The sequence below is a fragment of the Treponema sp. Marseille-Q4523 genome, from assembly GCF_016901105.1.
GTDB lineage: Bacteria > Spirochaetota > Spirochaetia > Treponematales > Treponemataceae > Treponema_D.
Window position 1 is genome coordinate 1 of sequence record NZ_JAFEVM010000031.1, and the last position, 14616, is coordinate 14616.

The following is a 14616-nucleotide window of genomic DNA, read 5'->3' on the forward strand; positions in this document are numbered from 1 at the left end:
ATATTAATTTTTATCTTCCTGAGACAATTTCGATTTTTTCCCGGAAGCGATCGTCGCCGATGCGATCACCGCAGCACACACGATCGCCGCAGCAGCAGCTTCGAGCAGCGCGTTCGGCAGCAGTAAAAGCAGCACGGCGATAAAGCCTTTGCCTCCCATCGCGCTCATCATCCTGCCGCCGGCAAAGATATACAGCGCGCCGACGACAAAACACGTATGCACAAGCGTTGAAATAAACGCGGCAAACGCGGCGGAAACCGTTTTCGGCAAATGCGGAACGAGCGACAAAAGCCGCCATAAAAGCCAAGCGGCAAGGGCAAGAAGCGCACGAGGCAGAACCGAAACGGCGGGATTGATAAAAAGCGGATCGAGCGCGCCGGTCGGCGTTATCGCCGCAAGGATCAAACTGAACACACCGAACACCGTACCGACGGCGATCCCCGAAGCGAGAGCCGATGCGCCTCCCGTCAGCATAACGGCGAGCAAAACGGGGATGTGCATGATCGTAATCGATGCGTTCGGGCCGAGCGGGATCATGCCGAGATGAAGCGGCGGCATACCGAGGACGACGACAAGCGCGCAGAGCGCGCCCGTCAATGCGATTTTTCTGTTTCGCGATACCGTTTTTTCCATATGCTGTATCATAGCGAATTATTATGTGTCTGGCAACGAGAACGGAAACACGATATAAAAAACATCGATTTCGATTGTAAAACATTGAAATTTATGTTGTAATAATACTGAACGATAAAAACACGGTGTTTGTGTGAACGGCGCAAATTATCAAGAAAACAACGATTTTCTCACCACGCAAATAATCACCTATCTTGGGAATAAACGTTTATTAATAAATCATATTGAAAAAGAAGTAAATACGATATCGCAAAAATTGCAAAAAGAAAAAATGATTTGCGCGGATATGTTTTCCGGATCGGGCATCGTTGCGCGCATGCTGAAAAAACATTCCGATACATTGATCGTAAACGATTTGGAAAATTATTCCGCCGTAATAAACAGCTGCTATTTAATAAATAAAAAAGAGTATCCCGTAAAAAAATGTTCCGCACTCAGAAGTGAAATCGAAAATCAAAGCATACACAAAAAATACAGCGGCATAATTTCACAAAATTATGCGCCGAAAAACGATAATGATATTTTACCTGGCGAAAGAGTTTTTTATACGCATGAGAACGCCGTGTTGATCGATACGTACAGAAAACTCATCGACGAAATCGTCGAAGAAGACGGATTGAAAAAGTTCTTTTTGGCGCCTTTGATCACGGAAGCGTCCGTTCATGTCAACACGAGCGGAGTTTTCAAAGGTTTTTACAAAGATAAACATACGGGGGTCGGTTGCTTCGGCGGAGCCGGTAAAAATGCCCTGTCCAGAATTTTCGGAAAGATAGAATTGAAAGAGCCCGTCTTCAGTAATTATACATCGAAGCTGCATGTTTATCAAAAAGATGCAGTGCAGCTTTCGAAAGAATTAAAAAGTTTGGATATAGCATACCTCGACCCGCCGTACAATCAACATCCGTACGGATCGAATTATTTTATGCTGAACCTCATTTTGAAAAATAAACTTGATACGGAAATCAGTAAAGTCAGCGGTATAACGCAGGGTTGGAATCGCTCCGTATTTAATAAAGGACATGCCGCGTTAAATGCACTGGAAAAAATAATCGTCAATTTGGACAGCAAATTCGTGATCATCTCTTATAATTCGGAAGGTTTTATATCCTTTGATGAAATGCGAGATATGCTGCACAAATACGGAAAATTTAAAACACGGGAAATCCGATATAACACTTTTCGCGGAAGCAGAAATCTAAAAAAAAGAGACATACACGTTTGTGAATATTTATTTATTTTACAAAAATAAGGAGTTGTTATGCGCCGACATGACAGTTTGCGAAAACGCATTGAACAACATAAACCAAAAAACATAAAATCGGCGCTGTTTATTATCGGAGTTATACGCTTATGCTTCCGCTTCTTTACAACAAAATAGATCGCGATGAAATGAACGCTCACCTGCGCGCTAAAGGTTTCGCTCCCGTTTACACCGCATCGGCGAAGTCGCGCATCGTGCTTGTCGGGCAGGCACCCGGACGGATCGCACAGGAAACGCGAAAACCGTGGAACGACGCAAGCGGACGGCTGCTTCGAAAGTGGCTCGGCGTAACGGACGAACAGTTTTATAACCCCGATCTGTTTTCGATCATGCCTATGGATTTTTACTATCCGGGAAAAGGCGCTCACGGAGATTTACCGCCGCGGAAAGAATTTGCAAAAACATGGCATCCGAAGATTTCGGCGCTTATGCCGAACGTCCGCCTGACGATTTTGGTGGGAGCGTACGCGCAAAAATATTATTTGGGAATGCGGGCGAAGCGAAGCTTAACCGAAACGGTAAAATATTTTAATAATTATCTGCCGGAGTATTTTCCGATCGTGCATCCCTCTCCTCTCAATTTCGGCTGGAGAAAGCGCAATCCGTGGTTCGAAAAAGAAGTGATTCCGGTGCTGCAGGAACTCGTACAAAAGGCGATAAGCTAAGGTGCTGTTTCATCAAACTGAGCCATGTACTATCTTCAAGGTTGTCATCATAATATTAAAAAACGACTTCTAGGAATAGCACAAAGAGTGTGTTTTCGCTATTATCAAAGTCAAATGGAGATAAGAAAATGACAATTTACGATTATTCGGTACAGGATGCACAAGGAGGCAATGTCCCGCTTAAAGATTATAAAGGGAAGGTTTTGCTGATTGTAAATACGGCAACAAAATGCGGGTTTACGCCGCACTACAAAGAACTTGAACAAATGTACGAAAAATATCATGAGCAGGGCTTGGAAATAATCGATGTGCCGTGCAATCAATTCGGGGGGCAGGCACCGGGTACGAACGAACAAATCAGCGAGTTCTGCTCGCTCAATTACAACACGAAATTTCCGCAAATGAAAAAGTCGGACGTAAACGGTAAGAACGAATTGCCGCTGTATACATATTTGAAAGCGCAAAAGGGATTTGAAGGTTTCGGCGAAGGCAAAACGGCGCAGACGCTGCATGATTATATTATCAAAAGCAATCCCGATTATCAAAACAATTCCGACATCAAATGGAACTTTACCAAATTCGTTGTCGCGCGTGACGGGACTGTCGTCGCACGTTTTGAACCGCCTGCTCCTATGGCCGATGTTGAAGCGTGCGTTGCAAAGCTGATATAAAATGCAGCTTTATAATGTAAAGTAACGGCAAGATTTGCTTTAGGCATCGGTTATCTATTTATTTTTTCCTATCATACGACCGATACATAATTCGTACACAATGTCCGATATATCGTCTGCCGTTTTATCATATTTGGAAACGCTTTCTCGCGAAAAACTTATCGAATTAATAAATTATTTCGCCGCGACACATGAAGATATTCGGCTTACCCTTGAAGAAAAAGCCGGCGCCGTAAGCACAAAAGCGGAACCGGCCGATATATTCGTACAATCACCACCGGAACTGCCGGCAGCGGACATATCCACAACGTCATCGCAAGTCCTTGTTACTCGAAACAGTACACCGCAACAAAAAATCGATTTATATACATCGCTCTTTGTCGGCCGACAGGATGTCTTTGCACTGCGCTGGTACAACGCAAAATCGAATAAAAGCGGTTATTCGCCGGTTTGCGAAAACAAGTGGCAGAGCGGAAAATGCGATATGAAAAAATATTCATGCGCCTCCTGTCCGTTTAAACTCCCCGTTCCGCTTTCCGACGGCTATATTTTTAATCACTTGGCGGGAAAAGATTCCGCCTGCCGCGATGTCGTCGGTTTATATCCGCTTATGGAAGGAGACGTATGCCGCTTTCTCGCATTTGACTTCGACTCGCATACGGGAAGTTCCGATGCGTGGAAAAAAGATGCGGCGGCCGTACGTAAAATCTGTGCTGCGTTTTCGGTTCCCGTTTCAGTTGAAATATCGCGATCGGGAAAAGGCGCTCATCTTTGGATTTTTTTCAGCGAAGCTGTTGCCGCAAAACGAGCTCGTAATTTCGGGACATTGATTTTACAGACTGCGATGAACGAGCGGCATTCGCTTCCGTTTGAATCATTCGACCGTATGTTTCCCAATCAGGATGCGATACCGAAGGGCGGCTACGGCAATTTGATCGCTCTGCCGCTGCAGGGACAGGCGGTAAAAAACAAGTGTTCGGTTTTTGTGGACGAAAATTTTATTCCGTTCGATGACCAATGGGCGTATTTAAGTTCCGTCAAAACATTGTCAGAAAAAGACGTGCAGGCGCGCTGTACCGAAATTGCAAAGACCGTGTCCGATTTTTTGCCGAACGATTTCGATATCGGCGGTATCAATAAACCGGACGATCTCTATACCGACGAAATTGATAAAACAGACAATATTATTAAATTCGGAAGAGCATATAAAATTATTAAAAATCCGCCGAGCGATAATTCGGCGCGGAATAAATTATTGAACGTTTATTCAAGCGATCCGAACGCGCAGTCAAACAATCAACCGGCACAAAACGCTCCGTCATCGAAAAGCCCGCAGCTTACGCAAAAAGATTTTTCTTCAGTTGTGCACATCACATTCTCCAACCAAATCGAAATTGCAAAAGCCGGAATATCGGAGCGAGCTCTGGGGATTTTCAGACGGACGGCGGTTTTCTTAAATCCGGAATATTTTAAAAACCTTCACATGCGGCTTCCGCTTTATAATATCCCGCGTTATATCGATTGTTCCGGTGAAACGGAAAACGCTTTGCTTTTGCCCCGCGGCAACCTCGCTCAAATCGAAAAATTATTAAAAGATTGCAATACGTCTTACGAAATCACGGATGAACGGGAACAGGGAATACGCATTGAAATCAATTTTACCGGAAAACTGTACGATGAACAAAAAGCGGCTTTGCAGGCGATGCTTAAATCGGATATCGGTATTTTATCGGCCGGAACCGGTTTCGGAAAAACGGTAACCGCCGCCGCTCTCATTGCGGAACAAAAAACGAATACGATGATCCTCGTGCAGACGCATGCACTTTTGGAACAGTGGAAAAAGGCCGTCAAGCGATTTTTAAATTACGAAGCGGGAACGATCGCCGCAGGCAAAGATACCGCAACGGGGATTATCGACATCGCAATTATTAAATCGCTTACGGAAAAGAATTCCGATGCGGTAAAACCTCGACGGCATATATACGGTATGCTCATCGTCGACGAGTGTCATCACGTGTCGGCATTCGGGACGGAAAATCTCATAAAGAGCTTTCGTGCAAAATACGTGTACGGATTGAGCGCAACGCCGATACGACGCGACGGTAGGCAAAAGATTATCTTTATGCAGTGCGGGCGGATCCTCTATGCGACGACTGCGAAACAGATGAACCGTGTACAAAACTTTGAGCATTATTTTATTCCGCGTTTTACGAACTTTCATATCGCTTCTGAAAACACGAAAGATTCAAAAACCTCGATTCAAAATTATTATTCCGAAATGGTACAAGCGGAGGCAAGAAATTTATTAATCGTGTCGGATGTACGATCCGCCGTTAAAGAATGCCGTACGCCGCTCGTCCTTTCCGACAGGATCGAACATTTGAAATTGTTAAAAGACTATCTCAAAGACGCAGCGGACAATGTCATCGTGATTACAGGCAAGGGAACGCAAAAGCAAAAGAAAGAGCAGCTGGAATCGCTCAACAAAGTTCCCGCAGCCGAATCGCTTGTCGTGCTTGCAACGGGAAAATACGCAGGAGAGGGTTTTGATAATCCGCGGCTCGATACGCTTATGCTTGCAATGCCGTTCAGCTGGAAGGGCACGCTTGCGCAATACTGCGGACGCCTGCACAGAAATTTTGCAGGAAAAGAAGAAGTGCTGATTTATGATTATGTTGATTTCCGACTTCCGGTTTTCGATCGTATGTATCGAAATCGGCTTAAAGGCTATAAGCAGCTCGGTTATACGATAAAGCCCGATTCCTATTCGGCTCAAAACGGAGCGGTACCGTCAAAGCTGTATTCCGCCGACAACTGTAAAACCGATTTTATTAAAGACTGCATAAGCGTAAAAAAATCTGCCGTCATTTGCTCGCCGTATCTTTCCAAAACCGAAGTACAAAAATTTTTACCGCTTATACCGAAAATACTTTCAAACGGGTGCAAAATCTTTATCACGACAAGGCTGCATAAAGATAAAGATCGACGCAAAAAGCAACAGCCGTATATCGATATGCTCGAAGCTGCGGGAGCTGTCGTTTTCGTAAAAGAAAATGTTTCACAGCGGCTCGCCGTTTTCGATGAAAAAATTTTATGGTACGGCAGCATCGACTTTCTCGGATATTCCGAAGCGGATGGCTGCAGCATCCGTATCTGCAATGCGGAGATCGCGTCGGCTGTAGAAGCGGAAATTATTAAATAACGGCAGGCCGCCGTACACAACGTACAACCGTGCAAAACCTATCTCGTACGTTCTTCGTTTTTAATCAACGCTATATTCCTTTTGTCCAATTCCGTAAGCATCGCATCCGAATAATTTTTATTTTCTTTATAAGAAGCATAATAACTGTTATAAAAAAACTTTTGCAGAATTTTATCTTTGAACGGTCGCCCGTACTGTGCATATACCCCGTTGCGAAGCAGCCTTAACTGCGTTTTATTCAGCGTATGCAGGTATCCGGCCGATAATTCATCTTTCAGTTTATCAAAATCGAGTATACCTATAGGGATATTCCGGAATGTGACCAATGTCTGATAAAATCTCCGATTTTTATCCCGTTCCTCATATTCATAGGAAAGCGAACACGACCACTCTTCATTGACTTTCCACTCTTTTATATATTTACGATGATTGGAGCTGATCGAACCTGCCGGCTCATCCGTTTCCGGGCCGTATTGCTCGTTTAACAGGACGGTCAATTTTTCAAAGGCATCCTCTGCGTTTTTTTTGCCGCCCGAATCTTCATCGCCTTCCCAGTGCTTCGAGCCTATTATAATAGTGTCGTAATAGGTACCGACATAGTCGTCGCCGTAAAACTCTTCATCCTGGCCCCAATAGCAGTCTAAAAGCCACATACCGTCGCTTTCTCTGACGTACCTATCCTCGTAATAAAAACCGGGTATTCCGGCATACGGAGAAGTGGGTAAATCAGTCATAGGCTTAAAATCATACTGTTCGGGCGCATTTTCAAAATTTATGCCCATAATCCATGGCCGAGATTCTCTCGAAAAAACGGTTTGAGTGTTAAAAATAACAGTCAATACAAAAAAGATTACGATATCTTTTTTCATCGGTTTTATCCTGTCTTTACCCTACAACCGCAGGGTTATCGAATCGGTACGGTTTTGCAGCCTCGTATCCGCGGCAGGCGGCAAAATGTCCGCCGCCGCGTCACGCATTAATTGCTCGCCGCGTTGATCGCCAGTTTGTCGCCGCGTCAATCGTCAAACGCTATTTTTCCGATGCGTTTTTTGCAGCGCTTTCGCCGGCAAGCTTTCCCGACGTAATCGCCCACGCGTTATTCGCTCCGGAAGGAGAATCGTCGCCCATAACGCCGCCGCCGACTTCTCCTGCGGCATAAAGACCGGAAAGCGCTTTGCCGTCCGTACCGACAACCTGCAGAGTATCTGTCAAAACCAAACCGCCCATCGTCGTCGCAAAGCGCGGCTTTTGTTCGACAAGGTAATACGGACCGTCTTCGATTTTCGCTTTCATAAAGTTTGCCGGACGTCCGAAAGCCGAATCGGTTCCCGATGCGACATAAGAATTGTACGTATCGATCGTAGCTTTAAGAGATGCCGCATCCATATTCAAAGTGCCGGCCGCCTCTTCGATCGTCGTTCCGCGTATAAAAATCGGAGCGCGCGAACCGTTGTTTTTAAGCCATGCGTCGATATTTTCTTGGGAAATACCCGCGTGCGCGAGGCGCTCTTTCCACATATCGAAAGTCTTTTGATCCATGAATAAAAAGAGCATTCCGTCGGTTTGCCGGATTTCGGTTTCGAGGATCGTACGGTTCGACGCTTTTTCGTTTACGACGCGCTTTCCTTCTTTATTGATAAGGATCGCGCTGCCCGAATTGAACGCGACAATGTTTCCCGCAATCGTCGACTTCGCCATACCGGGAGCAATTTCGACGCCGTTCGGATAGCGCTTGCCGTATTGCATGAGCTGCCGCTGCGCACCGAGAGTATCGCTCAACAGTAAACCGTCGCCGGTCGCATTCGACCTGCCGTAGTACAGCGATTTTTGCAGATCTTCGGACAAAAGCGATTTGTTTGCGCCGTAGCCGCCCGTCGCGATGACGACCGACTTTGCCGTTATATCGTATGTATTACCGTCCGAATCTTGGGCGATCACACCGACGACCGTGCTTCCGTCGCGTTTTAATTCGGTCGCCCTTGTATTCAAGCGCAGGTCGATGTTCGTCGACGAAAGCTTTTGCAAAATACTTTTCATAAAGGCGCTGCCGCCGCCGAGGTAAGCCAATTCCCTGTCGTTCGAATATTCGGCGAGTTTATGCAGACCGCCTTTCATATCGAACTGCACGCCGGCGTATTCGTTGAGCCAATCGGTCGCGTCTCCGACGTTCCGCGCAAAAAGCGTCAAGGCGGCTTCGTTGTTTTTGCGGTCACCGTTTTTCATAAAGTCCGAAACCATGCTCTGCACCGAATCGTTTGCGACACCGGCTTCCTTTTGCAGTTTGGAACCCATAACAACCTGATTGCCGCCGCTGACGACGAGGGCGCCGCCGATCATGCCGGTTTTTTCCAGCAGGATCGTCTTTGCTCCGAGTTGGTCGGCGCGCAAAGCCGCACTCACGCCCGCACCTCCCGCGCCGATAATGACGACGTCGGCGCTGAGGCTTACGGTTTTAACCGGCGCTTTTTCGATCGGTTTTTCAAAGTCGGCAAGATTTCCGCCCGCTTGTGCAATCGCCTGTCTGACCGCGTATTTAACGGCGCTTGATGTAACCGTTGCGCCGGATACCGAATCGACGGCAAGGCTGTTCGCTTCAACTATTTTTTTCGGCAAATCGACAAGCGCCGGATCCGACAGTACGTCGGTTTCGCTTTCTTTGGTCACCGTAATGCCCGAAATCTTTTTTGCCGAAAAGCTCACCGTAAGTTCGATCGGGCCGTTGTGCCCCGTAACGCTCAGCGCATAGTCGCCGTCTTTTACGGCATTTTTTCCCACACAGCCTGCCGCCGTAAAAACGGCAAGCAACAGCACTAAAACCGCATAGCCCGTAAAAAGTATTTTTTTCAACGTGATCTTCATGCAATCCTCCGTAAAAGTGAAGCTCTCTTAACGACACCATACGATAAAAGAAATGACGCGTCAATGATACTGCCGACATCTCCGCATTGAGCTGATATACGATACAACGCGCAAAACGGCAGCAAAAGAAAACGAATATATTCCACTTCAGACTTTCGTAAACAAGAGATTTCCCGTTCATACCTTCTCCTTGCATCAGCTTTCATATTTTCCAAACACGCTATTCGATTTTTCTCAAAAAAATATTTTTAAATCCGCGTAAAAAATGCATTTGCACGCGATATATAAGTCGAACGATATGCTTTCGAATTTGCACGACGAGTACGTTTCCGGATTACAAAGCCGTGCGACCAGTACGCGTGTGTGCCGTATATCACGGGACGCGCCGTATCGGGCGAAACGCGGGGCATTTCGTTTGAGGTGCAGTATGAAAAAATTAATAATCTTTTTGCCGTTTTTTACGGCGCTCGTAAGCGGCTGTTCGGCAAAAAAAACCGACGCTTATGCGGCGATTAAAAATTCCGGTTTGGCGGGAAGCGCGCTGTATGAAAAAATCACCGCGTTTGAAAAAGAGCATCCCGAACACTTCGAGTCGAAGCTCGATTTGGGCTCGTATTGCTTTGTGTCCGAAAACTACGGAGAGGCGTGGAAGTATTTATTGAAAGCGGAATCGCTGCTTGCGTCCGTAAAGGGCGTTTCCTCGCAGCACAAAGCGCTGCTGTACGCGCTGCTTTCGGGCTTGTATGCGGCGGACGGTGACGAAGAGCGCGCGGCGGATTATGCGAAAAAAGCCTACGAAACGCCCGATTGCGGTGCGGAATACGGATATCTGTATGCAAAGATACGGCTTTTGCGGGACGACAAAAGTGAAGCGCTCGCCCTCTTCGATAAAACCTACGCGCTCTATCCCGAACGTATTGCAGCCGACGAACTGCGCGCGTACGTATATCTCCTCGCCGATGCGGGGCAGTTTCAAAGATGCAGCGAATTGCTCGAACCTTATTTTGAAACCGGCGGTTTTTTTCCGGGGTTCGGCGTATTCGCGTCGGGCGTGTACGAAAAAATCGGCGATACCGAAAAAGCGGTGTTGTGCGCTTTTCTCGATTACGAATATGCGGCCGGCGGCAAAGAAAAAGACGATACGTTTTTAACAAATCTGCAATCGGTTGAAGCCTTACTTCCCGACGGCGGCGATTCTGCGGCTTTGGAAAGCATCAGAGCTTTATTCGATATGAAGCGTGAAGTGCCGGATGCTTCTTCATTTTTCGTTTCCGACTACATTCGGCTCAAAGCGAAACTGATGCGCGGCGATATTTCGTCCGGCGATCTTTCATCTCTTTTGCAGCTGGAAAAATATTTTTCACGCTTTCCTTCGTACTATTGGTCGGTGTGGCTTGCCGTCCGCGCGCTGCAGCGGGACGGATTAAACGATTGGATCCCTGTACTCGAAAAGACGATCGCGCTCGCTCCTTCGTCTTCTTACGCATCGCGCGCAAAAATCGAGTTGGCCTCTTGCATCGGTTTGCCGGCCGGGGAGGCCGAAAGAGTGCTCATTCCGGCGGAAGTAAAAGCCGCGATTGAGGGTTTTATGTCGAGCGGAGACGATGAAAAACTTTCGCCGCTCTACGCCTTGTTAAATCTTCCCGACTGCGCATACGTGTATGCAGGCGTAGACATGGCAAAGCGTTCGGCCGAAGATCCGATCGTCCGCGCCGCATTTACGAAAAAAAAGCTGCACGCTGCCGGAAGATTACAGGACCGGCTCGCATTTATTTTATCGTGAGGCACTATGCGCTGCGGTTTTATATTGTTTTTGCTGAGTACGGGTTTCCTCGCTCTTTCCTGCAGCGATTCCGCGGCGGCGGAGCGGCTGTATGCGCGTGCGTCTGATGCGTACATACGCGAAGATTTTTCGAATGCACTTTCGCTTGCGGATGAGGCCGTCCGTGCCGACGGCGATTTTTTCCAAGCGCGGCTCCTCAAAGCGAAGCTGTTGATCTTTACGGAAAAAACCGGAGATGCGGAAAAGATTTTGCGCGCGCTGTGCAAACGCTATCCCGAATTTACCGAAGCGCGGCTGTGGTATGTACGCGCTTTGATTATGACGGAACGATACGATAAGGCGGAAACGCTGCTCGAACGGGAACTCGCGCTCAATCAAACGGACTGGAGATTTTATTATCAATATGCGCTTTTGGCGCAAAAGCAAAACGCGGCCGACAAACGTCTCTCGCTGTGCAGAAAGGCGGAACAGGCGCTCTGCGACAGCGAAAAAGTGTACATCGAAACGGCGGATATATGGCTCACGCTCGGCGTCCGATCGAATGCACTCGATGCGCTCGATAGAGCCTATGCCGTTTCCGCGCATCCCGATGCGGTTGCGGAAATAATACATTTTGTTAAGCGGGGGGATGACATACGATGAAACGCATAGCCTGCGCTTTAGCGGCGATATCGCTTTTCTTTTCGTGCAATGTGATTTCGTTCGACGAATATGAAGTCGTCTGTAGTCAAAGTCCGGCAGAGGAATACTTCGCCGGCGAGCACATCGGTTTTTCGTTCAACTGCGATGTTGTCCGTCATTATGCCGAGCAAGCCGTTACGATAAAATCGGGCACGCATCAGTACGAAGCCGAATATGCGTGGGACAGACGATCGCTGTACGTAAAGCCCTCAGGCGGATGGATTCGGGGAAAGCCGTATCAGGTAAGCATGGACGGTCTCATGCATACGGAAAACAGTGCGGCCTTTCACGCATATACGATATGCACGTTTATATACGGCAGCGAAGGAGAACGCTTTTATGCGCTTGCGCTTCCCGAAAAACGCATCGGCGCCGATGTGCGGCAAAAGCTTGTATTCGCGTTTAATAAAAAAATCGAAGCGGCACGGTTTGAAAAAGCGTTTTCGATTTTTCCGTCGGCGGAGTATTCGATTGCGCTCTCGGAGGATGAGCGGACGATTACCGTTTCGCCGTCTCCGAAGTGGAAGCTGAACACGACCTATGCGTGGACGATAAAACGACTTTTGTCGTCGGACGGCTGGGAGATGCAGGATGTGCTTTCAAATACGTTTTCGACGAGGGAAGATGCGGAAAGCCCTGCGCTCGTGAGCCTCTGTCCCGTAAGCGATACGTCGCCCGATGCGCACTGGTTTACCGATATCCCGCTCGATAAAAATATTTCCGGAAAGCAGCCGATCGGTTTTGTGTTTTCAAAGCCGATGGATTTCGATTCGGTAAAGGATGCCGTTTCGATTTCGCCTTCGTTGTCCGGCTATATGATGCCGTACGGCGACGAGCGTACGCGCTTTTTATTTGTGCCGGAAGAATACTACAAAGTCGCAGCCGAATATACGCTCGCCGTCTCAACGGCGGCTGCGGATGAAAACGGTACGCCGCTTTTCGAAAAGATCGTCAAGCGCTTTTACGCGGCAGATGCATGGCTTTCGGTTGCCGGTTTATCGCTCGATGCCGATGTCGTTCCCGATTTGTCGGCGCCGTGCATAGAACACTCACTGCATAAAGATGCGGACGGCAACTACGAATTGACCGCGCGGATTTTATTTTCGCATGAGATCGCCGACGGCGCTCTTACAACAGCTGTGAACGCGGTAACGGCGTCATTGCTTTTTCCGCTTACGTCGGCGAGCCCCGTAAAGACGGGCGTCTTTTGGGACGAAGAGAAAACGCGGCTTACGGTAACGTGGACGCGCTTTACGGTGAGCACGGACGATGTACGCTCGTACTATCGGTTGAAAATCGCCGGCGGGCCTGCGGGAATAAACGACGGGCGGGGAAGCTATATGGAGAAAGACCTATGTATAACCGTTTTGGCAAAGTGAAGACGGCAGCTTTAATAATTTTTTGCCTCTTGTATGCCGGCTGCGCTTCCGAGCTGTTTCCCGAGATGAGCGTCGATTCGTGTACGTGGGATGACGACGGCGTTTCGATCGTGTTTTCACTCGAACCCGATATGATGTCGGTTGAAAAAGCGTTTACGCTGACCGAAGACGATCATCCCGCGCCGGGAATTTTTTCGTGCGCCGGAAAACAAGTGCGCTTTTTTCCGACCGGCGGCATCAAAATAAATTACGATTACGTCGTCACCGTCACTTCGTCCGCCGAAAGCAAAAACGGATATTCGCTTGCAGACGATTACTGCAAAACGTTTTCGACGCGGAACGACAAAGTACGGCCGGAAATAGTTTCCGTCGTACCGCAAAACGGCAGCGCCGTCGATGAAGCGTCCGCCATAACGATTCGCTTTTCCGAGCCGGTTACGCGCGAATCTTTCGAAGCCGCCGTTTCCGTCAGTCCGCCTTTTTCGTACGCGCGCGTTTTTTCAGACGGAGACCGAATCGTGCGCATCGTGCCGATGGAAAGCCTCAAAGCGAATACGCTGTATAAAATTACGCTGTCCGAAAGCCTCGAGGATTATGCGCGGAACGCGCTCGCAAAAGAATACCTCTCATCGTTTTATTATCGATACGATACGGAGACGCCGGAGTGTACGTTTATTATTAAAAATAAAAACGGCTTTCAAATCGCGGCGGAAAATGGCAAAAGCTATCAAGCCGTTCCGAAAGACTGCGCTGTCGATATCGATTTTTCAAAAGAGATGAATATCGATACGCTGTCGTCATATATCTCCGTCGTGCCGACGGCGCAGTATTCGGTAAAGACAAACGCGTTCGATAAAACACATGCATCGGTCGTCTTCGATGCGCCTGCGTGGGGAAAGACGTACACGTTTCGACTGCGCAAAGGCATGCAGTCCGTGGCGGGAAACGGAACCGAATGCGATACGGTATTCGATATCCGCTTCGACGCCGAAAGTGACAGACCGGTCGAATTCATTAAAGGTTTTTTGCAGACGGGCGAGTGGAGCGAGGGAAATCTTTCCGTCGGCGTAAACTATAAGACGATAGCGGCGGAAACGAATTTTTCGGCGCTGCTTTTCGACCCGGTGTTTTTCCCGCCTTCATCCGATACCGCTGCCGCGCTCTATCTCGCGTTTGCCGTTTCGCGAGAGGCGGCAGGCCTCGATATTTTTTCGCTCTTCGATTCCCTTGCGTTTTCGGCGACAAACGGATGTTGCTCTATCGTGATAAAAACGCTTTTTGCCGTACCGCCGGAAAGTTCTGCGGCTTTTCCGCTGAACGAATTGATCGTGCTTGAGGAGGGTATGTGCATCGTGCGAGCGGGGCTCGAAATCACGAATAACAGCAATCCGGGCATCGTGACGATGACGGTCGGCGACGGCGTAAAAGATTCGCTCGGAAATGCGATTCGATCGAAAAACATTTTTACGTTTACAAAGTGAC

Annotated in this window: 11 protein-coding genes; 8 read left to right on the top strand and 3 right to left on the bottom strand. The window is 48.0% G+C overall.

Annotation, left to right across the window (positions count from 1 at the left end):
• Positions 1-3 precede the first annotated feature (3 nt).
• Complete coding sequence (locus JSQ97_RS09880) at positions 4-633, bottom strand: ECF transporter S component (RefSeq protein WP_205075902.1); 630 nt, start codon at positions 631-633, stop codon at positions 4-6.
• Between the two features lie 133 nt (positions 634-766).
• Here JSQ97_RS09880 and JSQ97_RS09885 point away from each other — a divergent pair, with 133 nt between their 5' ends.
• The 4 genes from JSQ97_RS09885 (at position 767) to JSQ97_RS09900 (ending at position 6432) form a co-directional block, all read left to right on the top strand.
• The gene (locus JSQ97_RS09885) at positions 767-1882 is read left to right on the top strand and encodes a DNA adenine methylase (protein WP_205075903.1); all 1116 of its coding nucleotides are present in this window, start codon (positions 767-769) and stop codon (positions 1880-1882) included.
• Between the two features lie 101 nt (positions 1883-1983).
• The gene (locus JSQ97_RS09890) at positions 1984-2559 is read left to right on the top strand and encodes a uracil-DNA glycosylase family protein (protein ID WP_205075904.1); all 576 of its coding nucleotides are present in this window, start codon (positions 1984-1986) and stop codon (positions 2557-2559) included.
• 128 nt (positions 2560-2687) lie between these two features.
• Complete coding sequence (locus JSQ97_RS09895; RefSeq protein ID WP_205075905.1) at positions 2688-3230, top strand: glutathione peroxidase; 543 nt, start codon at positions 2688-2690, stop codon at positions 3228-3230.
• 100 nt (positions 3231-3330) lie between these two features.
• Positions 3331-6432 (top strand): TOTE conflict system archaeo-eukaryotic primase domain-containing protein, encoded by a 3102-nt coding sequence (locus JSQ97_RS09900; RefSeq protein WP_205075906.1) that lies wholly within the window; start codon positions 3331-3333, stop codon positions 6430-6432.
• 38 nt (positions 6433-6470) lie between these two features.
• Here JSQ97_RS09900 and JSQ97_RS09905 read toward each other — a convergent pair whose 3' ends face one another.
• Entirely contained in the window at positions 6471-7166 is a 696-nt protein-coding gene (locus tag JSQ97_RS09905) for a YARHG domain-containing protein (RefSeq protein WP_205075907.1), read from the bottom strand.
• A 295-nt stretch (positions 7167-7461) separates the two neighbouring features.
• The gene (locus JSQ97_RS09910; protein ID WP_205075908.1) at positions 7462-9291 is read right to left on the bottom strand and encodes an FAD-dependent oxidoreductase; all 1830 of its coding nucleotides are present in this window, start codon (positions 9289-9291) and stop codon (positions 7462-7464) included.
• A 427-nt stretch (positions 9292-9718) separates the two neighbouring features.
• Here JSQ97_RS09910 and JSQ97_RS09915 point away from each other — a divergent pair, with 427 nt between their 5' ends.
• The 4 genes from JSQ97_RS09915 to JSQ97_RS09930 are packed head-to-tail and all read left to right on the top strand — an operon-like array spanning position 9719 to position 14615.
• Positions 9719-11074, top strand: a complete 1356-nt coding sequence (locus tag JSQ97_RS09915) for a tetratricopeptide repeat protein (protein WP_205075909.1) — start codon at positions 9719-9721, stop codon at positions 11072-11074.
• A gap of 6 nt (positions 11075-11080) precedes the next feature.
• Positions 11081-11716: a tetratricopeptide repeat protein gene (locus JSQ97_RS09920; RefSeq protein ID WP_205075910.1), complete on the top strand. Its 636-nt coding sequence runs from the start codon at positions 11081-11083 to the stop codon at positions 11714-11716.
• The gene (locus JSQ97_RS09925; RefSeq protein WP_205075911.1) at positions 11713-13134 is read left to right on the top strand and encodes an Ig-like domain-containing domain; all 1422 of its coding nucleotides are present in this window, start codon (positions 11713-11715) and stop codon (positions 13132-13134) included. The genes JSQ97_RS09920 and JSQ97_RS09925 overlap by 4 nt, the downstream gene beginning before the upstream one ends.
• Positions 13110-14615, top strand: a complete 1506-nt coding sequence (locus tag JSQ97_RS09930) for an Ig-like domain-containing domain (RefSeq protein WP_205075912.1) — start codon at positions 13110-13112, stop codon at positions 14613-14615. The genes JSQ97_RS09925 and JSQ97_RS09930 overlap by 25 nt, the downstream gene beginning before the upstream one ends.
• Position 14616 lies beyond the last annotated feature (1 nt).